Here is a 26716-nt window from a genome sequence, read left to right as displayed (position 1 = left end):
GGTAAGCCTCACCTAACTTACACGGAGGTCCGTTCCACGTGAACCAGTCGCGTCCCAAGGTCAAGAAGTCGAGGGCGCTCGGCATCGCCCTGACGCCGAAGGCGGTCAAGTACTTCGAGGCCCGTCCCTACCCGCCCGGCGAGCACGGCCGTGGTCGCAAGCAGAACAGCGACTACAAGGTCCGTCTGCTCGAGAAGCAGCGTCTGCGCGCTCAGTACGACATCAGCGAGCGCCAGATGGCCCGTGCCTATGACCGCGCTCGGAAGGTCAGCGGCAAGACGGGCGAAGCGCTCATCATCGAGCTCGAGCGCCGTCTGGACGCGCTCGTCCTGCGGTCGGGAATCGCCCGCACGATCTACCAGGCCCGTCAGATGGTCGTCCACGGTCACATCGAGGTCAACGGCCGCAAGGTCGACAAGCCCTCGTTCCGCGTGACCCCGGACGACGTCGTGATGGTCCGCGAGCGCAGCCGCGAGAAGCACCCCTTCCAGGTGGCCCGTGAGGGTGGCTACGCCCTCGACGGCGAAACCCCCCGCTACCTGGAGGTCAACCTCAAGGCGCTCGCCTTCCGCCTCGACCGGGAGCCGAACCGCAAGGAGGTCCCGGTGATCTGCGACGAGCAGCTCGTCGTCGAGTACTACGCCCGCTGATCCGGACGTAGACACCCGCGGGGCCCGGAGCGCTCCGGCGGCACGGATGCCCCCGTAGATGTGGTGGACATCTCACCGCACCGGCGCCCGGCGCCATGCAGCACCGGCGTTCGCCCGCGGACACTCGCTCGTACGGGCGTCCGCGGGCACCGCTCAGCCCGCCGTCTCCCCGCCCTTCGCGGAGGGGGAGGCGGCGGGTTCGTGCGTGGCGGGGGCCGAGTCGCCCCGCTCCTCGCTGCGCTGCCCCGGGACCCTGGCCCGGTCCGTGCTCCAACGGCGCGCCCGCGCCATTACGGCGTCCAGGTCGAGGCGGGCTCCCTCGGACAGGCACTCCTCGTAGCGCTCCGCCCCGAGCGCCTCACGCGTCTGCTGCTCGCACTGCTGATGCGGCGCGTTGAAGTACCGCGAGCCGAACAGCGGCAGCCCCACCGAGCGCCACAACTGCCCCGCCGCGCCCTGCAGCACCGCCGCCTCCTCCGGGTCGCCCTCGGTGACCGTGAACAGCGCGAGCAGTTCGATCGCCGTCACCGCCCCCACCAGATCCCGGAAGGCGTGGTCGATGGCGAGACACTCCTCCAGCAGCCGGCGGGCCTCGGCCGTCTCGCCCCGCGTCCAGGCCGCGTACCCCAGGACGTAGAGCGCGTACGCCAGGGTCCAGCGCTCGCCGTGGTCCTCGCAGATCTGGCGCACTTCGTCGCACAGTGCGACGGCGCCCGCCAGATCGCCCTGGAAGGCCACCGTGATGGCGAGGGCGACCTGGCCCATCAGCACATCGCTGTTGAGCTCGCCGATCTCGCGGTAGCGCTCCTGGGCCGTGCGCAGCAGCTCCTCGGCGCGCGGCATGTCGTCGGTGACCAGCGCCAGGCAGCCGGTGCGGTGCAGCGCGTACGCCGCCGCGAGTTGGTTGCCGGTCCGCTCCGCCTCGTCGCTGCACTCCTGGAGCGCCGTGATCGCGCCGATCGAATCGCCCTGGAGCAGCGCCACGTAGGCGAGCACCCACAGGGCCTTGAGCCGCGACTCCTCGTGCTCGCTCTCCAGCTCCAGAGCCCGGTCGAGCCAGTGGCGTCCCTCCGCGACATGGCCGCAGCCGACCCAGTAGAACCACAGGCTGCCCGCGAGGTACTGCCCGATGTGCGCGTCCTCGCTGCCCTCCAGGCAGAATTCCAGCGCGACCCGCAGATTGCTGAGCTCCGCGTCGATCCGGGCCGCCACCTCCGTCTGGCGGGGGCTGAACCACTCCAGCTCGCACCAGGTGGCCAGCCCCAGATACCAGTCGCGGTGACGCCGGCGCAGCCGCGTGGCGTCGCCCGTCGCCTCCAGCCAGTACGCGCCGTACGCCCGTACGGTCTCCAGCATTCGGTAGCGGACGCCGGTCGCGGTGTCCTCGCGGACCAGGAGTGATTGGGCCACCAACTCGGCGATCACGTCCAGGAGATCGTCGACGGCGAGCCCGGTGCCGGAGCAGACGTACTCGGCGGCCTCCAGGTCGAAGTGGCCGGCGAACACCGAGAGCCGGGCCCACAGCAGCCGCTCCTGAGGAGAGCACAGCTCGTGGCTCCAGCCGATCGCCGTGCGCAGGGTGCGGTGGCGCGGCAGGGCGGCGCAACCGCCGCCGGTGAGCAGCCGGAAGCGGTCGTCGAGCCGCTGCAGCATCTGTTCCAGGGACAGGGCGCGCAGCCGCCCGGCGGCCAGCTCCAGGGCGAGCGGGATGCCGTCGAGCCGGTGGCACAACTCGGCGACCGCCCACCGGTTGTCGTCGGTGATCCCGAACCCGGGCAGGACGGCGGCGGCGCGTTCGGCGAAGAGCACAGCGGAGTCCTGGGCGGGCGGCGCCGCCGTCGCGGGGGAGTGCGTGGGCGCGGGTGCGGGCATCGGCGCCAGTGGGAAGGTCTGTTCGCCGGGGACGCCCAGCGGCCGCCGCCCGGCCGCCAGGACGGTCAGCCCCGGTGCGCGCCGGAGCAGGTCGCGCAGGAGGGTCGCGCAGTCGTCGGTGATGTGCTCGAATCCGTCGAGGAGGAGCAGGAGTTGGCGGTCGGCGAGCATCTCGGCGACCTCCGTGCGGGGCGGCCGCGCCGCGTGACCGGCCAGGCCGAGGGCCTCGGCCAGTGCGTGCTCCAGCAGATGCGGGTCATGGACGGACGACAACTCCACGAGCCAGACGCCGTCGGAGAAGCGTTCCTGCCCCAGGTACGCCGCGCGCAGGGTCAGCCGCGTCTTCCCCACCCCGCCGACACCGGTCACGGTGACGGTCCTGGACCGCTTCAGCAGCCGCCCCACTTCGGCGAGTTCGGCCTTCCGGCCCACGAACGAGTTGAGTTCCGCGGGGAGATTGCCGGGTGCCGGATCGCGAGGGCCGCCGTAGGAGGCCGGGCCCTGTCGCGTGGAGCGTCGCATGGCACACGGAGAGTACCCGCATATATGCGCACCGTACAATCCGGGACGACTGCCGTTGCCGTGCCGACCCGTAATCCGGTACGGGACGGTGCTCCCGGCGCGATAGGGTCGACATCTGCCCGCCGTTCCCGGAGAGACCGCCCGTGACCGGCGGAGACCGATACGTCTACAGGGAGCGATGCATCGTGTCCGGTGGAGAGGTGGCCGGGATCCTCGTGGCCGTCTTCTGGGCGATCCTGGTGTCGTTCCTCGCCGTGGTGCTGGTGAGGCTCGCGCAGGTGCTCAGAGCGACCACCCAACTCGTCGCGGATGTCTCGGAGCAGGCGGTGCCGCTGCTCGGGGAGGCGTCGGCGACGGTGCGGACCGCGCAGACCCAGCTCGAGCGGGTCGACGCGATCGCGACCGATGTCCAGGAGGTCACCTCCAACGCGTCGGCGCTCTCCTCGACCGTCGCCACCACCTTCGGCGGCCCGCTGGTCAAGGTCGCGGCCTTCGGCTACGGGGTGCGACGGGCCCTGGGGCGCAAGGACGCGCAGTCGCCCCCACGCCGCCGTACCGTGATCGTGGGACGTACCGTGCCGCGCGCCCGGCGAGGCGGCCGCGGCGCCCGCGGCGGAAAGGCCTGAGCGACCGATGTTCCGCCGCACGTTCTGGTTCAGCACCGGCGTGGCCGCCGGGGTGTGGGCCACCACGAAGGTCAACCGCAAACTCCGGCAACTGACGCCGGAGAGCCTCGCCGCGCAGGCCGCGGACAAGGCCGTCGAGGCCGGCCACCGGCTCAAGGAGTTCGCCCTCGACGTGAAGGCCGGGATGGCGCAGCGCGAGGAAGAGCTGAACGACGCCCTGGGGCTGGAGCCCCCGGACCACCACGACCGCGAGCTGCCCGCGCCGCGCCGACCCGAGGCGCTGGGCACGAGTCACCCGTACAACCGGAATGAGGACCACTGATGGAGTCGGCTGAAATCCGTCGCCGCTGGCTGCGCTTCTTCGAGGAGCGGGGGCACACCGTCGTGCCGTCGGCGTCACTCATCGCGGACGACCCGACGCTGCTGCTGGTCCCTGCGGGCATGGTCCCGTTCAAGCCGTACTTCCTGGGTGAGGTCAAGCCGCCCTTCCCGCGGGCCACCAGCGTGCAGAAGTGCGTGCGGACGCCCGACATCGAAGAGGTCGGCAAGACGACCCGGCACGGCACCTTCTTCCAGATGTGCGGCAACTTCTCCTTCGGCGACTACTTCAAGGAAGGCGCCGTCAAGTTCGCCTGGGAGCTGCTGACGAGCTCCGTGGAGGACGGCGGCTACGGCCTGGAGCCGGAGAAGCTCTGGATCACCGTCTACAAGGACGACGACGAGGCCGAGCGGATCTGGCGCGATGTGATCGGCGTGCCCGCCGAGCGCATCCAGCGGCTGGGCATGAAGGAGAACTACTGGTCCATGGGCGTCCCCGGCCCCTGCGGACCGTGCTCGGAGATCAACTACGACCGCGGACCGGAGTTCGGCGTCGAGGGCGGCCCGGCCGTCAACGACGAGCGCTACGTGGAGATCTGGAACCTGGTCTTCATGCAGTACGAGCGCGGTGAGGGCTCCGGCAAGGAGAACTTCCCGATCCTCGGGGAGCTCCCCCAGCAGAACATCGACACCGGCCTCGGCCTCGAGCGCCTCGCGATGATCCTGCAGGGCGTGCAGAACATGTACGAGACCGACACCCTGCGCGTCGTCATGGAGAAGGCCACCGAGCTGACCGGCGTGGCCTACGGGTCTTCGGAGGACTCGGACGTCTCGCTGCGCGTCGTCGCCGACCACATCCGCACGTCCGTGATGCTCATCGGCGACGGTGTCACCCCCGGCAACGAGGGCCGTGGCTACGTCCTGCGCCGCATCATGCGCCGCGCCATCCGCAACATGCGCCTTCTCGGCGCCACCCAGCCGGTCGTCGGCGACCTCGTCGATGTCGTGATCAAGTCGATGGGGCAGCAGTACCCGGAGCTGGCCGAGGACCGCAAGCGCATCGAGACGGTGGCCCTCGGCGAAGAGGCCGCCTTCCTCAAGACCCTCAAGACCGGCACCAACATCCTGGACACCGCCGTCGCCGACACCAAGTCCTCCGGTGGCCGCGTCCTGCCCGGCGACAAGGCCTTCCTGCTCCACGACACCTGGGGCTTCCCGATCGACCTCACCCTCGAAATGGCCGCCGAGCAGGGCCTGTCGGTGGACGAGGAGGGCTTCCGCCGCCTGATGAAGGAGCAGCGGGAGCGGGCCAAGGCCGACGCCAAGGCCAAGAAGCAGGGGCACGCCGACCTGTCCGCGTACCGCGAGGTGGCCGACACCTCCGGCGTCACCGACTTCATCGGTTACTCCGACACCACGGGCGAGTCCCGCGTCGTCGGTCTCCTCGTGGACGGCCTGCCGGCGCCGGCCGCCCAGGAGGGCGACGAGATCGAGGTCGTCCTGGACCGCACCCCGTTCTACGCCGAGGGCGGTGGCCAGCAGGCCGACACCGGCCGCATCAAGCTGGACACCGGCGCGGTCGTGCAGGTCCGCGACGTCCAGCAGCCGGTGCCGGGCGTGAGCGTGCACAAGGGCGTCGTCCAGGTCGGTGAAGTCACCGTCGGTGCCCCGGCGTTCGCCGAGATCGACATCACCCGGCGCCGGGCCATCGCCCGCGCCCACAGCGCCACGCACCTCACCCACCAGGCGCTGCGCGACGCCCTCGGTCCCACCGCCGCCCAGGCCGGTTCCGAGAACGCCCCCGGCCGCTTCCGCTTCGACTTCGGCTCGCCGAGCGCCGTGCCCACCGCGGTGCTCACCGATGTCGAGCAGCGGATCAACGAGGTGCTGGGCCGCGAACTCGACGTCACCGCCGAGGTGATGAGCATGAGCGAGGCCAAGAAGCAGGGCGCCATCGCCGAGTTCGGCGAGAAGTACGGCGAGCGGGTCCGCGTCGTGACCATCGGCGACTTCTCCAAGGAGCTGTGCGGCGGTACGCACGTCCACAACACGTCCCAGCTCGGCCTGGTGAAGCTGCTGGGCGAGTCCTCGATCGGCTCCGGTGTGCGCCGCGTCGAGGCCCTCGTGGGCATGGACGCCTATTCCTTCCTGGCCCGCGAGGCCACGGTCGTCGCCCAGCTCACCGAGCTGGTCAAGGGCCGCTCCGAGGAACTCCCCGACCGCGTCGCCGGGATGCTGAGCCGGCTCCGCGAGGCGGAGAAGGAGATCGAGAGGTTCCGCGCCGAGAAGGTTCTCCAGGCCGCCGCGGGCCTCGCCGAGGGCGCCCAGGACGTACGGGGTGTGGCGGTGGCCACCGGCCGGGTGCCCGACGGCACCTCCGCCGACGATCTGCGCAAGCTCGTCCTCGATGTGCGCGGCCGGCTGCAGGGCCGTCCGGCCGTCGTCGCCCTGTTCACGGTGGCCAATGGCCGTCCGCTGACCGTGATCGCCACCAGTGAGGGCGCCCGCGACCGCGGCATCAAGGCCGGCGAGCTGGTGCGTACGGCCGCCAAGACCCTCGGCGGTGGCGGTGGCGGCAAGGACGACGTCGCCCAGGGCGGTGGCCAGAACCCTGGCGCCATCGACGACGCCGTGGCCGCTGTCGAGCGGCTCGTCGCCGAGAAGGCGTGACGTGACGGAGGCTCAGCCCATGCGCCGCGGCAGGCGTATCGCCGTGGATGTCGGGGATGCCCGGATCGGGGTCGCCTCGTGCGACCCCGACGGGGTCCTGGCCACTCCGGTGGAAACCGTCCCCGGACGGGACATCCCGGCCGCGCAGCGGAGGCTGGCCGCCATCGTCGCGGAGTACGAGCCGATCGAGGTGGTCGTCGGACTGCCCCGGTCGCTCAGCGGCGGTGAGGGTCCGGCCGCGAAGAAGGTGCGCACCTTCGCACAGGGCCTGGCCCAGGGCATCGCCCCCGTGCCGGTGCGCCTGGTCGACGAGCGGATGAGCACCGTCACGGCGGCCCAGGGGCTGCGTGCTTCGGGGGTCAGCTCCAAGAAGGGCCGCGGGGTCGTCGACCAGGCGGCGGCGGTGGTGATTCTGCAGAACGCACTCGAAACGGAGCGCTCCTCGGGTAAAGCTCCTGGGGAGTCCGTCCAAGTGGTCATCTGATCGCGATACGGTAACGTTCCGCGCGACCGGCATCGTTCGAGTTACGGATGCCGCCGTACGGAAAAGAGGCGGACCGGACGCCTGCGCACGGACGACGCGCACCGGAAGCCGTCTCGCGCCTCTAGGGGATCGATGACTGAGTATGGCCGGGGTCAGGGCTCCGAACCGTGGCATCCCGAGGACCCGTTGTACGGGGACCAGGGGTGGCACGGACAGGCGCAGTGGGACGGTCGGACGACTCCGTACGACGCTGCTCAGCAGCAGTACCCCGGCGGACAGCAGCCCGCACCGCACGGCTATCCCCAGGAGGGATACGGCCAACAGGACTACGCCCGGCAGAGTTACGAGCAGCAGGACTACGGCCGTCAGGACTACGGCCAACCGGGCTACGACCAGCGGGGCCATGGTCAGCAGGGATTCGACCAGCAGGGATACGACCAGCAAGGCCATGGTCAGCAGGGATACGACCAGCAGGACTACGGCCGTCAGGACTACGGCCAACCGGGCTACGACCAGCGGGGCCATGGTCAGCAGGGATTCGACCAGCAGGGATACGACCAGCAAGGCCATGGTCAGCAGGGATACGACCAGCAGGCCTATGGCCGGCAGGGATACGAGCAGCAGGGATACGACCAGCAAGGTTACGGCTGGGACCCCGCCCCGACCGGCCGGCCGATGGCGTACGGAGGCCCCGAAGAGCCGTACCCGTACGGCCAGCAGCCGCAGCCCCATGACCCGTACGGCGGCCGGCGCCCCGACCCTTACGGCACACCGGATGCCTATCCGCCTCCGCAGCCGCCGGGCAACCGCAACCACCCGCACCCCCAGCAGCAGACCGCCCAGCCGTACGGCGACCAGCTCCAGTACACCGAGCCCCCGCGGCGCGGGCAGCCGGAACCGGACGAAACGGCGGAGTGGCAGGCCGTCCCCGAGCGCGACGAACACCCCTTCTTCGCGGGGGATCACGGTCATGACGACGACCGTGACGAGAAGCCCCGCGGCTCGGGCGGCGGCCGCCGCGGTGACCGCGAGCGGGACCGTGACCGCGATCGCGGGCCCAAACGGCGCAGCGGCATGGCCCTGTTGCTCTCCGGCGCCGTTCTGATCGGTGCGGTCGGCGGCGTCGGCTACCTCGCCTACGACTTCTGGCAGGACCACTTCGGTCCGCCGCCCGACTACTCGGGCAGCGGCAGCGGAAACGTCCAGGTGGAGATCCCGGACGGCGCCACCGGCAACCAGATGGGCAACATCCTCAAGAGCGCGGGCGTGGTGAAGAGCGTCGACGCCTTCGTCGAGGCCCAGCAGGACAACCCCAAGGGCGACGCCATCCAGCCGGGCGTCTACGTGCTGCGCAAGAGCATGTCCGCGAATTCGGCCGTCGAGATGATGACGGACCCGGCGAACCTCAACGCACTCATCATCGCCGAGGGCCTGCGGGCCGGCTCGGTCTACCGCGCCATCGACAAGAAGCTGAACCTTCCGGACGGGACGACCAAGTCCGTCGCCAAGAAGAAGGCCGACAGCCTCGGGCTGCCGTCCTGGGCAGACAACCCGAAGGCCAAGGATCCGCTGGAGGGCTTTCTCTATCCCTCGCGGTACAGCGCGGCCAAGGGCACCAAACCCGAGGACATCCTGCGCCAGATGGTCGACCGCGCGAAGGGCGTTTACAAGAAGCTGGACGTGGAGGGCGAGGCGAAGAAGCTCGGACTCGACTCGCCGCGCGACATCGTCACGGTGGCCAGCCTCGTGCAGGCCGAGGGCAAGACGCACGACGACTTCCGCAAGATGGCCGATGTCGTCTACAACCGCCTCAAGCCCGGCAACCAGGAGACCAACGGGAAGATCGAGTTCGACTCGACGTACAACTACCTCAAGAACCAGAGCAACATCGACATCCCGATCAACGAGATCCGGAACCACGACGACCCGTACAACACGTACTTCTACCGTGGGCTCCCGCCGGGCCCGATCGGGAATCCGGGCGACGAGGCGCTGCGCGCGGCGCTCGACCCGGACAGGGGCGGCTGGTTCTACTTCATCTCCCTGGACAACCAGAAGACCACCTTCACCAAGACCCTCGCCGAGCACGAGAAGCTCGTCGACCAGTTCAACAAGAACCGTGAGAAGGGCAATTGACGCCATGACGGCAGGACAGCGGCGCCCGGAACGGCGCGCGGCGGTCCTCGGCTCACCGATCGCCCACTCCCTCTCGCCGGTCCTGCACCGCGCCGCGTACCAGGCGCTGGGCCTGGACGGCTGGTCCTACGACCGCTTCGAGATCGACGAGGACACCCTGCCCGGTTTCCTCGGCGACCTTCCGGAGGGCGACTGGGCGGGGCTGTCCCTGACCATGCCGCTCAAGCGCGCGGTCATCCCGCTGCTCGACGAGATCAGCGAGACGGCGGCGTCCGTCGAGGCGGTCAACACCGTGGTGTTCACGGACGACGGGCGTCGTACGGGCGACAACACCGACATCCCCGGCATGCTCGCTGCGCTCCGTGAGCGCGGCGTCGAGAAGGTCGACCGGGCCGCCGTGCTCGGAGCCGGAGCCACCGCGTCCTCCGCGCTCGCCGCCCTCTCCCGCATCTGCACCGGACCGGTCACCGCCTATGTGCGCAGCGAGGCGCGGGCCGCGGAGATGCGGCAGTGGGGAGAGCGGCTCGCCGTCGAGGTGGCGACCGCCGACTGGGCCGACGCCGCTTTCGCCTTCTCCGCGCCGCTCGTCGTCGCCACCACCCCAGCGGGCACGACCGACGCGCTCGCCGCGTCCGTACCGGATCTGCCGGGAACCCTCTTCGACGTTCTCTACGAGCCCTGGCCGACCCGGCTGGCGGCCGCCTGGGCGGACCGCGGCGGGGCGGTCGTGGGAGGCCTCGACCTGCTCGTCCACCAGGCCGTACTCCAGGTCGAGCGGATGACGGGGCACACACCGGCGCCGCTTGAGGCCATGCGCCAGGCCGGCGAGCGGGCGCTGCGGGGGCGTACGGCGGAGGGGTGAGAGTCCAGTCAGGGCGGCCCCTTCCGAGGCGAACCAGCCATCCGTCGGTGGCGAACCGGGCATGCCGGGACGTTCTCGTCTGCCGTCCCGCCCGTCATGACCCGGCGTACGGCGTCCGCTCCGTGGACCGGCGTCCGGGCGGACCGCCCGGACGTGGGAGGATCGGAGATGGCGGGCCCAGGGCCGCGCTCCCTCAGCGACCGCGGAGTGGGGGTACCCCAGCGGTGGCGGGGCAGTGCCCCCGGGCTGCGCCGCACGACCGAGGCGCGAGCATGAGGGAGCACCGTTGAGCAGGTTGCGCTGGCTGACCGCGGGGGAGTCGCACGGCCCCGCACTCGTCGCGACGCTGGAGGGTCTCCCCGCCGGCGTCCCGATCACCACCGAGATGGTGGCGGACGCGCTCGCCCGGCGGCGTCTGGGGTACGGCCGGGGCGCGCGGATGAAGTTCGAGCGCGACGAGGTCACCTTCATCGGCGGCGTACGCCACGGCCTGACACTCGGCAGCCCGGTCGCGATCATGGTGGGCAACACCGAGTGGCCCAAGTGGGACAAGGTCATGGCCGCCGATCCGGTCGACCCGGCCGAACTCGCCGAGCTTGCCCGCAACGCGCCCCTGACCCGCCCCCGCCCCGGCCACGCCGACCTCGCGGGGATGCAGAAGTACGGCTTCGACGAGGCCCGTCCGGTGCTGGAGCGCGCCTCGGCGCGCGAGACCGCGGCACGCGTCGCCCTGGGCACCGTCGCCTGCTCGTACCTGAAGGAGACGACGGGGATCGAGATCGTCTCCCATGTGGTGGAGCTGGCCGCGGCCAAGGCCCCGTACGGCGTGTACCCGAAGCCCTCCGATGTCGAGCGGCTCGACTCCGACCCCATGCGCTGCCTCGACCAGGACGCGAGCAAGGCGATGGTCGCCGAGATCGACCAGGCCCACAAGGACGGCGACACCCTCGGTGGTGTCGTCGAGGTGCTGGCCTACGGCGTGCCCGTCGGCCTCGGCTCCCACGTCCACTGGGACCGGCGGCTCGACGCCCGCCTCGCCGCGGCGCTCATGGGCATCCAGGCGATCAAGGGTGTCGAGGTCGGCGACGGCTTCGGCCTGGCGCGGGTGCCCGGCTCCAAGGCCCATGACGAGATCGTCTCCACCGACGAGGGGCTCCGCCGCAGCACCGGCCGCTCCGGCGGCACGGAGGGCGGGCTGAGCACCGGCGAACTGCTGCGCGTACGGGCCGCGATGAAGCCCATCGCGACCGTGCCCCGCGCGCTGGCCACCGTCGATGTCTCCACCGGCGAGGCCACCCAGGCGCACCACCAGCGCTCCGACGTCTGCGCCGTGCCGGCCGCGGGCATTGTCGCGGAGGCGATGGTGGCGCTGGTGCTGGCGGACGCGGTCGCGGAGAAGTTCGGCGGCGACAGCGTGGCCGAGACCCGGCGCAATGTGCGGGGCTACCTCGACAATCTGGCGATCCGGTGACCGACGACCGTGGGGGTCCTTTGAGCAACGACCGTGGGGGTCCTTTGAGCGGCGGCGGAGAGCGAGCGGTGAGCGCCGGCGGGGAGAACGAGAGCGCGGCGAGTGGCCCGGTCGTCGTCCTGGTCGGGCCCATGGGCGTCGGCAAGTCGACCGTGGGCGCGCTGCTCGCCGATCGGCTCGGCACGGGCTACCGCGACACCGACGCGGACATCGAGGTCATGGCCGGCCGCCCCATCCCGGAGATCTTCATCGACGAGGGCGAGGCGCACTTCCGCGAACTGGAGCGCCAAGCCGTCCACGCCGCCGTGGTCGAGCACTCCGGCGTCCTCTCGCTCGGTGGCGGCGCGATCATGGACTCCGGTACGCGCAAGCTGCTCGCCGGCCTGCCCGTCGTCTTCCTCGACGTGGGCGTCAACGACGCGATGAAGCGCGTCGGTCTCAACGCCCCGCGCCCGCTGCTCGCCGTCAATCCGCGGCAGCGCTGGCGCGAGCTGATGGAGGAGCGGCGCCCGCTCTACACGGAGGTCGCCCGGGTCGTCGTGCGGACCGACGAGCGCACCCCCGAGGATGTTTCCGACGCCGTCGTCGAGGCGCTGGACCTGCCGAGCGCCCGGCCGTCCGGGCACGGCGCAGTGGCCGAACCCCGGCCGACCGGCTCCGACAGCCCCCGCACACCCGGCGGCGACGGCGGCTCCGGGACAGGAAGGACATCGTGAGGCACCACGCAGTGAGGTACGCATGAGCGAGACCGGCAGCCCCACCCGTATCCAGGTCGGCGGCAGCGCGGGAACGGACCCGTACGAGGTACTGGTCGGCCATCAGCTCCTGGGCGAGCTGCCCGGCCTCATCGGCGGCTCCGCCAAGCGCGTCGCCGTTCTGCACCCCGAGGCGCTGGCCGCCACCGGCGAGGCCGTGCGCGAGGACCTGGCCGGACAGGGCTACGAGGCCATCGCGATCCAGCTCCCCAACGCGGAGGAGTCCAAGACCGTCGAGGTCGCGGCGTACTGCTGGAAGGCGCTCGGCCAGACCGGCTTCACCCGCTCCGACGTCATCATCGGCGTCGGCGGCGGCGCCACCACCGATGTGGCGGGCTTCGTGGCCGCGACCTGGCTGCGGGGTGTGCGCTGGATCGCGGTCCCGACCACGGTGCTCGGCATGGTCGACGCGGCCGTGGGCGGCAAGACGGGCATCAACACCGCCGAGGGCAAGAACCTCGTCGGCGCCTTCCATCCGCCGGCCGGTGTGCTGTGCGACCTCGCCAGCCTCGCCTCGCTGCCCGCCAACGACTACATCAGCGGCCTCGCCGAGGTCATCAAGGCGGGCTTCATCGCCGACCCCGTGATCCTCGAACTGGTCGAGGAGGACCCGGCCGCCGCCCGTACGCCGGAGGGCCGGCACACCGCGGAGCTCATCGAGCGGTCGATCCGGGTCAAGGCCGAGGTCGTCTCCGCGGACCTCAAGGAGTCCGGTCTGCGCGAGATCCTCAACTACGGCCACACGCTCGGGCACGCCATCGAGAAGAACGAGCGCTACAACTGGCGCCACGGCGCGGCCGTTTCGATCGGCATGGTCTTCGCCGCCGAGCTCGGGCGCCTCGCCGGCCGCCTCGACGACGCGACCGCGGACCGGCACCGGGCCGTCCTGGAGTCCGTCGGGCTGCCGCTGACCTACCGCGGCGACCAGTGGCCGAAGCTGCTGGAGACCATGAAGGTCGACAAGAAGTCCCGCGGCGACCTGCTGCGCTTCATCGTCCTCGACGGCCTGGCCAAGCCGACCGTCCTGGAGGGCCCCGACCCGGCCGTCCTCGCGGCCGCCTACGCGGAGGTCTCCAAGTGACCCGCAGGGTCTACGTGCTGAACGGCCCGAACCTCGGGCGGCTCGGCTCGCGCGAGCCCGACGTCTACGGCTCCACCTCGTACAAGGGCCTCGTCGAGGAGTGCACACGGCTCGGCGAGGAGCTGGGCTTCGAGGTCGAGGTCCGGGAGACCAACGACGAGGGGGAGATGATCCGCTGGCTGCACGAGGCGGCCGACGGATCGGTCCCGGTGGTGCTCAACCCGGGTGCGTTCACCCACTACTCGTACGGGATGCGGGACGCGGCGGCCCAGCTCACCGCGCCGCTCATCGAGGTGCACATCTCGAACCCGCACGCGCGTGAGGAGTTCCGGCACACCTCGGTCGTCGCGGCCGTGGCGACGGGCACGATCGCGGGCTTCGGCATCGGCTCGTACCGGCTGGCGCTGCGCGCGCTCGCCGATGAGCTGCCGGGCTGAGCCGGACTCCGCGCTGCCCCGCCCGGGCACTTCCGGACGCCCCCGGCCGTTCCCCCAACGGAGCGGCGGGACGGAGGGCCGCCCCTGGGGTTCGGCCGACGGCAGTGGGGGAACTGGCCCTCGGGCCGCGGCAGTTGGGCCTGGCCCTGTCCTCGGCGCCTACCGGGATGGGCCTCCGTCAACGGGGTAGCCGGGGTGGGGAGCGCAGGCCTTCCTCCCCACGGCAGCCGCGAACCGGCGCGCGTGGCCCCTCGGCCCCGCCGGCCGGGGGTGGGGGTACCTCCGGCCAGGAGCTGGGGGATAGCGTTCGGGCCACGCGGTCGCGATGGCCGTTGCACCACATGCCGTTCGACCGTACGCAGTTCGGCCGTACGCAGATCGACAGAGAGACGGAGAGGCAGCGGATGCAGCACGCAGGGGGAGCTCCGCTGCCACCGCCCCACGGACCCGGGGGACGGCCGGGTCCGGGCTGGCCCCCCGTACCGCCGTCGCGCGCGCAGGGCGCACCGCCGCCGCATCCCGGTCCGCATCCTCACCCCGGTGCACCGGCCCCGGTCGGTCCACCGCCGATACCCGGCCCAGCGGGCCCGCCACCGGGACCGGCGCACGGCCCCGGCTGGTCGGGTCCTCCGCCGCGGCATCCGTCCGCCCCGCCCTCCGACACGGGCCACATCCGTCTGCCCCCGGGCGGCCCCGTTCCCATGCCGGGCCCGCCCCCGGGCACGGCGGCGCCCGACCCCGCGCAGACGACGATCGCGGTGCTCCTCATCGGACCGGCCGGCGCGGGCAAGACGACGGTGGCCCGCCACTGGGCGGACACCCGCCGGGTCCCGACCGCGCACATCAGCCTGGACGACGTACGCGAGTGGGTCCGGTCCGGATTCGCCGATCCCCAGTCGGGGTGGAACGACCACTCGGAGGCGCAGTACCGGCTCGCCCGCCGCACCTGCGGTTTCTCCGCCCGCAACTTCCTCGCCAACGGGATCTCCTGCATCCTCGACGACGCCGTCTTCCCCGACCGCCCCGTCGTCGGGCTGGGCGGCTGGAAGCGGCACGTGGGGCCGGGGCTGCTGCCGGTGGTGCTGCTGCCGGGCCTGGAGATCGTCCTTGAGCGCAATGCCGCGCGCTCGGGCAACCGCAGGCTGTCCGACGAGGAAGTGGCCCTGATCCACGGCAAGATGGCCGGCTGGTACGGCTCAGGGCTGCCGATCATCGACAACTCGCAGCTCGACGTCCCCACCACGGCGCGCATCCTGGACGACGTCCTGGCGCGCAGCATCGCGAGCCCGCCGAGCTGGTAGCGCCTCGCGGGGCCCGGTCGGTCGCCACGGGGGCCGCCCGTGTATCCAGCCGCCCGTGTATCCAGCTGTGCCGTACTCGGTGTGCCGCATACCGGGTGCCGCACACCGCGGACGGCGTCCACCACGTCGCGGACGACCTCCATCACACCGCGGGCTGCGTCCATCACACCGCGGACGACCTCCATCACACTGCGGACGAGGTCCCCCCGCGGATGGCCCCCGCCGCCCGTCCGGCGGTGCTCACCGGGCCGGGTCCGGCCACCGCTCGTAGGCTCGGAGGCATGGCAGAGGTGCACGCGGCCAGGCGTACGCGCCTGCGCGATATGTGTGCGGCGGCAGGACGCGCCGCCGTACTGGTCTCGCGTCCCGCGAACGTTCGCTATCTCGCGGGCGCCGCACCGCAGGGCGCGGCCCTGCTGCTCGGTCCCGCCGAGGACGTTCTGCTCAGCGTCGGCCCCCCGTCCGGCGATCCGGCCGAGGGCCGTCTCGCCGAGGACCTGCGGGTCCTGGCCCTCCCCGTACCTTCCGCCGACGCGGCCGTCGCTGCCGCGGGCCTCGCGGCAGAGGCCGGGGCCGATTCCCTGGCCGTCGAGGAGCACCACCTCACCGTCTCCCGGCACCGAGCCCTGGGCGAGGCCGCACCGCGCGTGCTCCTCGCCGACCTGGGCCGCGCCGTCGAGCAGCAGCGGCTGATCAAGGACGACGAGGAGATCGCCTGTCTGCGCATCGCCGCCGAGATCTCCGACCAGGCACTGGGCGAGCTGCTGGAGTCGATCCTCGTCGGCCGTACGGAGCGGCATCTCGCCCTGGAGCTGGAGCGCCGGCTCGTCGACCACGGCGCGGACGGCCCGGCGTTTCCCACCTCGGTCGCGACGGGGCCGAACGCCGGCGCCGACGGCCATCTGCCCACCGACCGCCGCGTCGAGGAGGGCGACTTCCTGAGCGTCCGCCTGGGCGCGAACTACCGCGGCTACCGCTGCGAACTGGGCCGTACGTTCGTCATCGGCACCTCGCCGGCGGGCTGGCAGATCGACCTCTACGAGCTGGTCTTCGCAAGCCAGCGGGCGGGTCGCGAGGCGCTCGCGCCGGGCACCGCGTACTGCCAGGTGGACCATGCGGCGCGCCACGTTCTGGACGCGGCGGGGCACGGAGACGGGCTGGCGCCCTCCACGGGGCACGGTGTAGGACTGGAAATCGACGAGGAGCCTCAGCTCGCCCCCACAGCCATGGGTAAACTGGACGCTTGTGTGCCGGTCACCGTCGAGCCTGGGGTTCACCTCCCGGGCAGGGGTGGTGTCCGGATCACCGACACGCTCGTCGTCCGTCCCGAGGCGGACGGCGGACCTGAGCTACTCACCATTACGACCAAGGAACTGCTCGCGCTCTAGGGATTCCGGGCGCACAGCCGAGGTCTTACCCGCCAGCCAGTCCAGGAGAATTACGCAACCGTGGCCAGCACGAACGACCTGAAGAACGGCATGGTGCTCAAGCTCGACGCGGGCCAGCTCTGGTCCGTCGTCGAGTTTCAGCATGTCAAGCCCGGCAAGGGCCCTGCCTTTGTCCGCACCAAGTTGAAGAACGTGCTTTCCGGCAAGGTCGTCGACAAGACCTTCAACGCCGGCGTGAAGGTCGAGACGGCCAACGTCGACAAGCGAGGCATGCAGTTCTCGTACAAGGACGGCAGTGACTTCGTGTTCATGGACATGGACACGTACGACCAGCTCCACATCACCCCGGAGACCGTGGGCGACGCCGCCAACTTCCTCCTCGAGGGCTTCGAGGCCGTCGTGGCGATGTACGAGGGCAGCCCGCTGTACGTCGAGCTTCCGGCCGCCGTCGAGCTGTCGATCGAGTACACCGAGCCCGGCATCCAGGGCGACCGCTCCACCGGCGGCTCCAAGCCCGCCCGTCTGGAGACCGGCTACGAGATCGGTGTTCCCCTCTTCATCACCACCGGAGAGAAGATCAAGGTCGACACCCGCTCCGGCGAGTACCTCGGCCGGGTGAACAAGTAATCGTGGCTGCACGCAACAAGGCCCGGAAGCGCGCATTTCAGATCCTCTTCGAGTCCGATCAGCGCGATGTCGCCGTGAAGACGGTGCTCGCGGACTGGCTGCGGCTCGCGCGGACCGACGACCGGCAGCCGCCGGTCAGCGAATACACGATGCAGCTCGTCGAAGGGTACGAGGGGCGTGCGGAGCGGATCGACGAGCTGATCGCCACCTACGCGGTCGGCTGGACGCTCGACCGGATGCCCGTGGTGGACCGCAACATCCTGCGGCTCGGCGCGTACGAGTTGATCTGGGAGGACGACGTCCCGGACGCCGTGGTGATCGACGAGGCCGTGCAGTTGGCCAAGGAGTTCTCCACGGACGAGTCGCCGGCTTTTGTGAACGGTCTGCTGGGCCGTCTCAAGGACCTCAAGCCGTCCTTGCGCAGAGCCTGAGCCGCCGCGCGGGCCCGCCCGGCCCGCGCGCACCGGCAGCACCCGTACGACGACACCGGGCCCGGAACGGAGAGCTTTCCGTTCCGGGCCCGGTTCGTTCGTCCCGGCGCCCTCGGGGTTTCCCGAGGGCGGTCGGCAAGGGACGTGACGTTTCTGCTCCGGACCGGCTCCGACCGGCTCCGATCCGGGTCACAGGTCGAGTCTGTGGTCAGGCGTCCTCGTGCTGCACGGCCCTGCGGGCGTCCGCGTCCAGCACGCCCCAGCTGATGAGCTGCTCGGTCAGAACCGAGGGCGACTGGTCGTAGATCACCGCGAGCGTGCGGAGGTCGTCCTGGCGGATCGACAGGACCTTGCCGTTGTAGTCACCGCGCTGGCTCTGGATCGTCGCGGCATAGCGCTGCAGCGGACCCGCTTTCTCGGCCGGCACATGCGCCAGACGCTCCAGGTCCAGCACCAGCTTCGGCGGCGGCTCGGCGGCGCCGCCGGGTGTGGTACCCGGCAGCAGCTCCTGCACAGGGACGCCGTAGAAGTCCGCGAGCTCCGCTAGACGCTGCACGGTCACGGCCCGGTCGCCACGCTCGTACGAGCCGACGACGACGGCCTTCCAGCGTCCCTGCGACTTCTCCTCGACGCCGTGGAGAGAGAGCCCCTGCTGGGTGCGGATGGCGCGAAGCTTGGCCCCGAGCTGTTTGGCGTATTCGCTGGACATATAGCTCCCCGGACGAAGGATGGTCACTCACTGTGAGGTTACGCAGCGTAATCCCACATCGTCAAGCGGAACGGGTCTACACCCGTTGTCATGGGAGGTCAGAGGGGTCGAGGGGTGCCGGGGGGCCCGCGGACGCCCCCTGGTACCGTTGGCCCTGCACATCCCGACGTCCTTTAAGGTCCGTCCCGTGAGGCGGAGAAGGAGGTCCGTTTCGTATGGACACAACAGGCCCGGAAGGCCCGCTCTCTGCGCGCCCCGTGCTCGAGGCACCCGACATCGCCCGGGTCCTCACCCGTATCGCCCACGAGATCGTCGAGCGCGCCAAGGGCGCCGACGACGTGGTGCTTCTCGGCATCCCCACCCGCGGGGTCTTCCTCGCCCGCAGGCTGGCCGCCAAGCTCGAGGAGATCACCGGACGCCCCGTGCCCGTCGGCTCCCTCGACATCACCATGTACCGCGACGATCTGCGGCTGCGGCCCGCCCGCGTCCTCGCGCGCACGGAGATCCCCGATGACGGTGTCGACGGCCGCCTGGTCGTCCTGGTCGACGACGTGCTGTTCTCCGGCCGCACGATCCGCGCCGCGCTCGACGCGCTGGGCGACATCGGCCGCCCCCGCGCCGTACAGCTCGCGGTTCTCGTCGACCGCGGCCACCGCGAACTGCCCATCCGCGCCGACTACGTCGGCAAGAACCTCCCGACGTCGCTGCGGGAGACGGTGAAGGTCCAGCTCACCGAAGAGGACGGGCGCGACAGCGTGCTTCTCGGCGAGCGAAGCGAGGTGGCGGTCCCCCCGGACGGAGTCCGGGGGAGCGAGCCCGCCTCCGCAGTCGAGCAGTAGCACCTCCCCACGGACCCGGTGACCCCGGGGCCGCGGTCACGCGCGCCCACCCGTCACACCTCAACTCCCACCACGGAGCCACCAGATGAAGCGTCACCTCATCTCGGCCGCCGACCTCACCCGCGACGACGCCGTCCTGATCCTCGACACCGCCGAGGAGATGGCCCGGGTCGCCGACCGGCCGATCAAGAAGCTGCCGACCCTGCGCGGCCGCACCGTCGTCAACCTCTTCTTCGAGGACTCGACCCGGACCCGTATCTCCTTCGAGGCGGCGGCCAAGCGGCTGTCGGCCGACGTCATCAACTTCTCCGCCAAGGGCTCCTCGGTGTCCAAGGGCGAGTCGCTCAAGGACACGGCGCTGACCCTGGAGGCGATGGGCGCTGATGCCGTCGTCATCCGGCACCACGCTTCCGGCGCCCCGCACCGCCTGGCCACCTCCGGCTGGATCAAGGGCTCGGTCGTCAACGCCGGCGACGGAACACACGAGCACCCCACCCAGGCGCTGCTGGACGCCTTCACCATGCGCCGCCACCTCGCGGGCGCGGCCGACGGCGGCCCCACCCACCACCGGGGGCCGGGCTGGGGGTACCTCCCAGCGGTAGCTGGGGGAGGCACAGGCCGCGACCTTTCCGGCCGCCGTATCACCGTCGTCGGCGACATCCTGCACAGCCGGGTCGCCCGCTCCAACGTCCATCTGCTGCACACCCTCGGCGCCGAGGTCACCCTGATCGCGCCGCCCACCCTGCTGCCCATCGGCGTCGAGACCTGGCCCTGCGAGGTCGGCTACGACCTGGACGCGGTCCTGCCGAAGTCCGACGCCGTGATGATGCTGCGCGTCCAGAGCGAGCGCATGAACGCCGCTTTCTTCCCCACCGAGCGCGAGTACGCCCGCCGGTACGGGCTCGACGGCGAGCGGATGAGCCGTATGCCGGAGCACGCGATCGTCATGCACCCCGGCCCCATGAACCGCGGCATGGAGATCACCGCCGAGGTCGCCGACTCGCCGCGCTGCACGGCCGTCGAGCAGGTCGCCAACGGCGTCAGCATCCGGATGGCCGTCCTCTACCTGCTGCTCGGCGGTGCCGAGCCTGCACCGTCGACATCCCGCACCGAGGAGAGCAAGTGACCATGAGCGAGCCGAAGAAGACCCTCCTCCGCGGCGCGCGGATCCTCGGCGGAGAGCCGCAGGATGTACTGATCACCGGCGAGACCATTACGGCCGTCGGCACCGACCTGACCGTCTCCAGCGCCGAGGGCTCAGACGTCATCGACGCGGAGGGCCGGATCCTGCTGCCGGGCCTGGTCGATCTGCACACGCATCTGCGCGAGCCGGGCCGCGAGGACTCCGAGACCGTTCTCACCGGCACCCGCGCCGCGGCCGTCGGCGGCTTCACCGCCGTCCACGCCATGGCCAACACCTTCCCCGTCGCCGACACCGCCGGTGTCGTCGAGCAGGTCTGGCGGCTCGGCCGGGAGTCGGGCTACTGCGACGTACAGCCCGTCGGCGCCGTCACCGTCGGCCTGGAGGGCAAGCAGCTCGCCGAGCTCGGTGCCATGCACGACTCCGCCGCCGGCGTCCGGGTCTTCTCCGACGACGGCAAGTGCGTCGACGACGCCGTGATCATGCGCCGGGCGCTGGAGTACGTGAAGGCCTTCGACGGAGTCATCGCCCAGCACGCCCAGGAGCCGCGCCTCACCGAAGGCGCCCAGATGAACGAGGGCATCGTCTCCGCCGAACTCGGCCTCGGCGGCTGGCCCGCCGTCGCCGAGGAGTCGGTCATCTCTCGCGATGTGCTGCTGGCCGCCCATGTCGGCTCTCGCGTGCACATCTGCCACCTCTCCACCGCCGGCTCGGTCGAGATCGTCCGCTGGGCCAAGTCCAAGGGGTGGAACGTCACCGCCGAGGTCACCCCGCACCACCTGCTTCTCACCGACGAGCTCGTACGGTCCTACAACCCCGTCTACAAGGTGAACCCGCCCCTGCGCACCGAGGCCGACGTCATGGCCCTGCGCGAGGCCCTCGCCGACGGCACCATCGACTGCGTCGCCACCGACCACGCCCCGCACCCGCACGAGGACAAGGACTGCGAGTGGGGCGCGGCGGCCATGGGCATGGTCGGACTGGAGACCGCGCTCGCCGTCGTCCAGCACACAATGGTCGAGACCGGCCTCATCGACTGGGCCCAGGTCGCCGAGCGCATGTCCTTCCGCCCGGCCGCCATCGGCCGCCTGGAGGGCCACGGACGCCCCGTCTCGGTGGGTGAGCCGGCCAACCTGACCCTCGTCGATCCGGCATACCGTGGTGTCGTGGACCCCGCGGGCTTCGCCTCCCGCAGCCGCAACACCCCGTACGAGGGCCGTGAGCTGCCCGGGCGCGTCACCCACACCTTCCTGCGGGGCCGGGCAACGGTCGTGGACGGGAAGCTGGCGTGACACCACACATCCGACTGGCCGCCGAGCTGGCAGCTGAGCAGAAGTCCCAGGACGTCACCGACCTCGCCGCACGCATCGGGTGGGTCGTCGGCCTGCTGCTCTTCGTCGCCCTGCTCTACTGGCTGATGCGCGAGGGCTGGAAGTGGCGCGGGCTGCTCCAGTCCGGCCTCCCCGAGCTGCCCGAGGCCCCGGAGGCCACCGGCGATCCCCGGCTCTCCATGACCGGCCGCTACCACGGCTCCACCACCGCGGGTCAGTGGCTCGACCGGATCGTCGCCCACGGCCTCGGCACCCGCAGCCGCGCCGAGCTGACGCTCACCGACGAGGGACTGTCCGTCATACGCCCCGGGGCACGGGACTTCTTCGTGCCCGCGGACGCGCTGCGCGGTGCCCGGCTCGACAAGGGGATCGCGGGCAAGGTCCTCACCGAGGGCGGCCTGCTGGTGATCACCTGGCAGCACGGCGACACCCTGATCGACTCCGGCTTCCGCTCCGACCGTTCCGAGGAGCACCGGGCCTGGGTCACCACGCTCGACAGCACCACCACCCACCAGGAAGGCGCACGATGACGACCTCCACCCCGGGGGCCAGGACCCCCGCCGTACTTGTCCTGGAGGACGGCCGCAGTTTCCGCGGCCGTGCCTACGGGGCCGTGGGGGAGACCTTCGGTGAGGCCGTCTTCTCCACCGGCATGACCGGCTACCAGGAGACGCTGACCGACCCCTCGTACCACCGCCAGGTCGTCGTCATGACCGCCCCCCACATCGGCAACACCGGCGTCAACGACGAGGACGCCGAGTCGAAGAAGATCTGGGTGGCCGGCTATGTGGTGCGCGATCCCGCCCGCCTGCCGTCCAACTGGCGCTCCGTGCGCGGCTTGGATGAGGAGCTGGCCGCTCAGGGTGTGGTCGGTATCAGCGGGATCGACACCCGTGCGCTGACCCGCCATCTGCGGGAGCGCGGTGCGATGCGCGTCGGGATCTTCTCCGGCGCGGCGATCGGCGACGACGCTGCGATGCTGGCGCGCGTACAGGACGCGCCGCAGATGAAGGGCGCGAACCTCAGCGCCGAGGTGGCCACCACCGAGACCTACGTCGTCCCGGCGATCGGTGAGAAGACGTTCACCGTGGCCGCGATCGATCTGGGCATCAAGGGCATGACGCCGCACCGCATGGCCCAGCGCGGCATCGAGGTGCACGTCCTCCCCGCCACCGCGTCGGTGGAGGACATCTACGCGGTGAACCCGGACGGTGTGTTCTTCTCCAACGGCCCGGGCGACCCGGCCACCGCCGACCATCCCGTCTCGCTGATGCGGGGGGTGCTGGAGCGCAGGACCCCGCTGTTCGGTATCTGCTTCGGCAACCAGATCCTCGGCCGCGCGCTGGGCTTCGGCACGTTCAAGCTGAAGTACGGCCACCGCGGTATCAACCAGCCGGTCCAGGACCGCACCACCGGCAGGGTCGAGGTCACCGCGCACAACCACGGCTTCGCCGTCGACGCTCCGCTCGACCGCGACTCCGATACGCCCTTCGGGCGCGCCCAGGTTTCCCATGTCTGCCTCAACGACGGCGTGGTCGAGGGTCTGCGGTGCCTCGATGCCCCGGCCTTCAGCGTCCAGTACCACCCCGAGGCGGCCGCGGGTCCGCACGACGCCGCGTACCTGTTCGACCGCTTCGTCTCGCTCATGGAGGACCAGCGTGCCCAAGCGCACTGACATCCAGTCCGTCCTGGTCATCGGATCGGGGCCGATCGTCATCGGCCAGGCCGCCGAATTCGACTACTCCGGCACCCAGGCCTGCCGTGTCCTCAAGGCCGAGGGCATGCGCGTGATCCTGGTCAACTCCAACCCGGCCACGATCATGACGGACCCGGAGATCGCCGACGCCACGTACGTCGAGCCGATCACCCCGGACATCGTCGAGAAGATCATCGCCAAGGAGCGCCCCGACGCGCTGCTGCCCACCCTCGGCGGCCAGACCGCGCTGAACACCGCGATCTCCCTGCACGAGGCGGGCACGCTCCAGGAGTACGGCGTCGAGTTGATCGGCGCCAACGTCGAGGCCATCCACAAGGGCGAGGACCGCGACCAGTTCAAGGACGTCGTCGAGGCCGTCCGGGCGAAGATCGGTCACGGCGAGTCCGCCCGGTCGGTGATCTGCCACTCCATGGACGAGATCATGGCGGGCGTCGAGACGCTCGGCGGCTACCCCGTCGTCGTACGGCCGTCCTTCACCATGGGCGGCGCGGGCTCCGGCTTCGCGCACGACGAGGAGGAGCTGCGCCGTATCGCGGGCCAGGGCCTGACGCTCTCCCCGACGACCGAGGTGCTCCTGGAGGAGTCGATCCTCGGCTGGAAGGAGTACGAGCTGGAGCTGATGCGCGACAAGCACGACAACGTCGTGGTCGTCTGCTCCATCGAGAACTTCGACCCGATGGGTGTGCACACCGGTGACTCGATCACCGTCGCCCCGGCGATGACGCTGACCGACCGCGAGTACCAGATCCTGCGGGACATCGGCATCGCGGTCATCCGCGAGGTCGGTGTGGACACCGGCGGCTGCAACATCCAGTTCGCGGTCGACCCCGAGGACGGCCGGGTCATCGTCATCGAGATGAACCCGCGCGTCTCCCGCTCCTCGGCCCTGGCGTCGAAGGCCACGGGCTTCCCGATCGCGAAGATCGCGGCCAAGCTCGCCGTCGGCTACACCCTGGACGAGATCCCCAACGACATCACGCGGGAGACCCCGGCGTCGTTCGAGCCCACCCTCGACTACGTTGTGGTGAAGGTGCCGCGGTTCGCGTTCGAGAAGTTCCCCGCGGCGGACGCCACCCTCACCACCACCATGAAGTCCGTCGGCGAGGCCATGGCCATGGGCCGGAACTTCCCCGAGGCGCTGAACAAGGCGCTGCGCTCCCTGGAGAAGAAGGGCAGCCAGTTCTCCTTCACCGGCGACCCGGGGGAGCTGGCCGGGCTGCTGAACACCGCCCGCGTCCCCACCGACGGCCGGATCAACACCGTCATGCAGGCCATCCGCGCCGGCGCCACCCCGGAGGAGGTCTTCGCCTCCACGAAGATCGACCCCTGGTTCACCGACCAGCTCTTCCTGATCAAGGAGATCGCGGACGAGATCGCCGCGGCGGACAAGCTCGGCCCCGAGCTGCTCGCCGAAGCCAAGCGCTACGGCTTCTCCGACGCCCAGATCGCCGAGATCCGGGGGTTGCGCGAGGACGTCGTCCGCGAGGTGCGGCACGCGCTCGGCATCCGCCCGGTCTACAAGACCGTCGACACCTGCGCCGCCGAATTCGCCGCCCGTACCCCGTACTTCTACTCCTCCTACGACGAGGAGAGCGAGGTCGCCGCGCGCGAGAAGCCCGCGGTGATCATCCTCGGCTCGGGCCCCAACCGCATCGGCCAGGGCATCGAGTTCGACTACTCCTGCGTGCACGCCTCCTTCGCCCTGCACGACGCGGGCTACGAGACCGTCATGGTCAACTGCAACCCCGAGACCGTCTCCACCGACTACGACACCTCCGACCGGCTCTACTTCGAGCCGCTCACCCTGGAGGACGTCCTGGAGATCGTCCACGCCGAATCGCAGGCCGGGCCGGTCGCGGGCGTCATCGTCCAGCTCGGCGGCCAGACCCCCCTCGGCCTCGCCCAAGCCCTCAAGGACAACGGCGTACCGATCGTCGGCACCTCTCCGGAGGCCATCCACGCCGCCGAGGACCGCGGCGCGTTCGGCCGCGTGCTCACCGAGGCCGGACTGCCCGCCCCGAAGTACGGCACCGCGTTCTCCTTCGACGAGGCCAAGGCCATCGCCACCGAGATCGGCTACCCGGTCATGGTCCGCCCCTCCTACGTCCTCGGCGGCCGCGGCATGGAGATCGTCTACGACGAGCCCTCCCTCGGCGAGTATCTGACCCGCCACGCCGGGCTCATCTCCGAGCACCCGGTCCTCATCGACCGCTTCCTGGACGACGCCATCGAGATCGACGTCGACGCCCTCTACGACGGCCAGGACCTCTACCTCGGCGGCGTCATGGAGCACATCGAGGAAGCCGGCATCCACTCCGGCGACTCCGCCTGCGCGCTGCCCCCGATCACCCTCGGCGGCTTCGACATCAAGCGGCTGCGCATCTCCACCGAGGCCATCGCCAAGGGCGTCGGCGTCCGCGGCCTGATCAACATCCAGTTCGCCATGGCCGGGGACATCCTCTACGTCCTGGAGGCCAACCCGCGCGCCTCCCGTACGGTCCCCTTCACCTCCAAGGCCACCGCCGTACCCCTGGCGAAGGCCGCCGCCCGCATCTCCCTCGGCGCGACCATCGCCGAGCTGCGCTCCGAGGGCCTGCTCCCGCCGTCCGGTGACGGCGGCACGCTACCGCTGGACGCGCCGATCTCCGTCAAGGAGGCCGTGATGCCCTGGAGCCGCTTCCGCGACGCCTCCGGGCGCGGTGTGGACACCGTCCTCGGGCCGGAGATGCGCTCCACCGGAGAGGTCATGGGCATCGACTCGGTCTTCGGCACCGCCTACGCCAAGTCGCAGGCCGGAGCGTACGGCGCGCTGCCCACCAAGGGCCGGGCGTTCGTCTCCGTCGCCAACCGCGACAAGCGCTCGCTGATCTTCCCGGCACGCGAACTGGTCGGCATGGGCTTCGAACTGCTCGCCACCTCCGGCACCGCCGAGGTCCTCAAGCGCAACGGCATCAACGCCACGGTGGTGCGCAAGCACAGCGAGGGCGAAGGTCCGCGGGGTGAGAAGACCATCGTCCAGCTCATCCACGAGGGCCACGTCGACCTGATCGTCAACACCCCGTACGGCACCGGCGGCCGCCTCGACGGCTACGACATCCGCACCGCCGCCGTCGCCCGCGGTGTCCCGTGCCTGACGACGGTCCAGGCGCTGGCCGCCGCCGTCCAGGGCATCGAGGCACTCAGCCGCGGAGACGTCGGTGTCCGCTCCCTCCAGGAGCACGCGGAGCACCTCACCGCGGCCCGTACGGCCTAGGTCCTCCTCCGCCCACCCGCCCTCGCCGGCGGGTGGGCGGTTTCCGGACACCCCGGTCCCTGGACATCCCTGCTCGCCGCGGAAGGCCCGGCACA

23 protein-coding genes are annotated in these 26716 nt (G+C 71.0%); 21 read left to right on the top strand and 2 right to left on the bottom strand.

What is annotated here, in order from left to right; genetic code table 11:
- The first annotated feature begins 38 nt into the window (after positions 1 to 38).
- Positions 39 to 650: a 30S ribosomal protein S4 gene (gene rpsD / locus ACGFNH_RS06765; RefSeq protein ID WP_360851258.1), complete on the top strand. Its 612-nt coding sequence runs from the start codon at positions 39 to 41 to the stop codon at positions 648 to 650.
- A gap of 153 nt (positions 651 to 803) precedes the next feature.
- Here the strand turns inward: rpsD and ACGFNH_RS06760 are convergent, their stop codons facing one another.
- Positions 804 to 3044: an ATP-binding protein gene (locus ACGFNH_RS06760; RefSeq protein WP_393651947.1), complete on the bottom strand. Its 2241-nt coding sequence runs from the start codon at positions 3042 to 3044 to the stop codon at positions 804 to 806.
- Between the two features lie 185 nt (positions 3045 to 3229).
- On the opposite strand from ACGFNH_RS06760, the gene ACGFNH_RS06755 reads away from it, so the two are divergent.
- The 14 genes from ACGFNH_RS06755 to nusB all read left to right on the top strand — a co-directional run bounded on the left by ACGFNH_RS06755 (position 3230) and on the right by nusB (position 17631).
- Positions 3230 to 3670, top strand: coding sequence for a DUF948 domain-containing protein (locus tag ACGFNH_RS06755; RefSeq protein ID WP_393651946.1), 441 nt, complete (start codon positions 3230 to 3232; stop codon positions 3668 to 3670).
- A gap of 7 nt (positions 3671 to 3677) precedes the next feature.
- Positions 3678 to 3992 (top strand): DUF6167 family protein, encoded by a 315-nt coding sequence (locus tag ACGFNH_RS06750; protein ID WP_393651945.1) that lies wholly within the window; start codon positions 3678 to 3680, stop codon positions 3990 to 3992.
- Complete coding sequence (gene alaS / locus ACGFNH_RS06745; RefSeq protein ID WP_393651944.1) at positions 3992 to 6658, top strand: alanine--tRNA ligase; 2667 nt, start codon at positions 3992 to 3994, stop codon at positions 6656 to 6658. Before ACGFNH_RS06750 ends, alaS begins: the two co-directional genes overlap by 1 nt.
- A gap of 19 nt (positions 6659 to 6677) precedes the next feature.
- Positions 6678 to 7142: a Holliday junction resolvase RuvX gene (gene ruvX, locus ACGFNH_RS06740; protein ID WP_393652234.1), complete on the top strand. Its 465-nt coding sequence runs from the start codon at positions 6678 to 6680 to the stop codon at positions 7140 to 7142.
- A 132-nt stretch (positions 7143 to 7274) separates the two neighbouring features.
- Positions 7275 to 9278 (top strand): endolytic transglycosylase MltG, encoded by a 2004-nt coding sequence (gene mltG, locus ACGFNH_RS06735; RefSeq protein ID WP_393651943.1) that lies wholly within the window; start codon positions 7275 to 7277, stop codon positions 9276 to 9278.
- Positions 9279 to 9282: 4 nt separating this feature from the next.
- Complete coding sequence (locus ACGFNH_RS06730; protein ID WP_393651942.1) at positions 9283 to 10140, top strand: shikimate dehydrogenase; 858 nt, start codon at positions 9283 to 9285, stop codon at positions 10138 to 10140.
- 286 nt (positions 10141 to 10426) lie between these two features.
- Positions 10427 to 11611 (top strand): chorismate synthase, encoded by a 1185-nt coding sequence (gene aroC, locus ACGFNH_RS06725; RefSeq protein WP_393651941.1) that lies wholly within the window; start codon positions 10427 to 10429, stop codon positions 11609 to 11611.
- A 131-nt stretch (positions 11612 to 11742) separates the two neighbouring features.
- Entirely contained in the window at positions 11743 to 12327 is a 585-nt protein-coding gene (locus ACGFNH_RS06720; RefSeq protein ID WP_393652233.1) for a shikimate kinase, read from the top strand.
- Positions 12328 to 12349: 22 nt separating this feature from the next.
- On the top strand, positions 12350 to 13447 hold the full coding sequence (aroB, locus tag ACGFNH_RS06715; RefSeq protein ID WP_393651940.1) for a 3-dehydroquinate synthase: 1098 nt from the start codon (positions 12350 to 12352) through the stop codon (positions 13445 to 13447).
- A complete protein-coding gene (gene aroQ / locus ACGFNH_RS06710; protein WP_393651939.1) occupies positions 13444 to 13884 on the top strand; it encodes a type II 3-dehydroquinate dehydratase in 441 nt (146 codons plus the stop codon). Before aroB ends, aroQ begins: the two co-directional genes overlap by 4 nt.
- A gap of 404 nt (positions 13885 to 14288) precedes the next feature.
- Positions 14289 to 15185, top strand: a complete 897-nt coding sequence (locus ACGFNH_RS06705) for a Pro-rich N-terminal domain-containing protein (protein WP_393652232.1) — start codon at positions 14289 to 14291, stop codon at positions 15183 to 15185.
- Positions 15186 to 15466: 281 nt separating this feature from the next.
- The gene (locus ACGFNH_RS06700) at positions 15467 to 16573 is read left to right on the top strand and encodes an aminopeptidase P family protein (protein ID WP_393651938.1); all 1107 of its coding nucleotides are present in this window, start codon (positions 15467 to 15469) and stop codon (positions 16571 to 16573) included.
- 60 nt (positions 16574 to 16633) lie between these two features.
- Positions 16634 to 17200, top strand: coding sequence for an elongation factor P (efp, locus tag ACGFNH_RS06695; RefSeq protein ID WP_393651937.1), 567 nt, complete (start codon positions 16634 to 16636; stop codon positions 17198 to 17200).
- A gap of 2 nt (positions 17201 to 17202) precedes the next feature.
- Entirely contained in the window at positions 17203 to 17631 is a 429-nt protein-coding gene (gene nusB / locus ACGFNH_RS06690; protein ID WP_393651936.1) for a transcription antitermination factor NusB, read from the top strand.
- A 208-nt stretch (positions 17632 to 17839) separates the two neighbouring features.
- On the opposite strand, the gene bldD is transcribed toward nusB, so the two are convergent.
- Entirely contained in the window at positions 17840 to 18340 is a 501-nt protein-coding gene (gene bldD, locus ACGFNH_RS06685; protein ID WP_004948690.1) for a transcriptional regulator BldD, read from the bottom strand.
- A 215-nt stretch (positions 18341 to 18555) separates the two neighbouring features.
- Between bldD and pyrR the strand changes: the two genes are divergently transcribed.
- The 6 genes from pyrR (at position 18556) to carB (ending at position 26621) form a co-directional block, all read left to right on the top strand.
- On the top strand, positions 18556 to 19179 hold the full coding sequence (pyrR, locus tag ACGFNH_RS06680; protein ID WP_393651935.1) for a bifunctional pyr operon transcriptional regulator/uracil phosphoribosyltransferase PyrR: 624 nt from the start codon (positions 18556 to 18558) through the stop codon (positions 19177 to 19179).
- 85 nt (positions 19180 to 19264) lie between these two features.
- Complete coding sequence (locus tag ACGFNH_RS06675) at positions 19265 to 20305, top strand: aspartate carbamoyltransferase catalytic subunit (protein WP_393651934.1); 1041 nt, start codon at positions 19265 to 19267, stop codon at positions 20303 to 20305.
- A 2-nt stretch (positions 20306 to 20307) separates the two neighbouring features.
- The gene (locus tag ACGFNH_RS06670) at positions 20308 to 21612 is read left to right on the top strand and encodes a dihydroorotase (RefSeq protein WP_393651933.1); all 1305 of its coding nucleotides are present in this window, start codon (positions 20308 to 20310) and stop codon (positions 21610 to 21612) included.
- Positions 21609 to 22181, top strand: coding sequence for a hypothetical protein (locus ACGFNH_RS06665; protein ID WP_393651932.1), 573 nt, complete (start codon positions 21609 to 21611; stop codon positions 22179 to 22181). Before ACGFNH_RS06670 ends, ACGFNH_RS06665 begins: the two co-directional genes overlap by 4 nt.
- Positions 22178 to 23326 (top strand): glutamine-hydrolyzing carbamoyl-phosphate synthase small subunit, encoded by a 1149-nt coding sequence (gene carA, locus ACGFNH_RS06660; protein WP_393651931.1) that lies wholly within the window; start codon positions 22178 to 22180, stop codon positions 23324 to 23326. Before ACGFNH_RS06665 ends, carA begins: the two co-directional genes overlap by 4 nt.
- Entirely contained in the window at positions 23310 to 26621 is a 3312-nt protein-coding gene (gene carB, locus ACGFNH_RS06655; protein WP_393651930.1) for a carbamoyl-phosphate synthase large subunit, read from the top strand. Before carA ends, carB begins: the two co-directional genes overlap by 17 nt.
- Positions 26622 to 26716 lie beyond the last annotated feature (95 nt).

The sequence above is a fragment of the Streptomyces sp. NPDC048639 genome (assembly GCF_043199075.1).
Lineage (GTDB): Bacteria > Actinomycetota > Actinomycetes > Streptomycetales > Streptomycetaceae > Streptomyces.
This window is presented reverse-complemented; position numbering and strand designations above follow the sequence as displayed.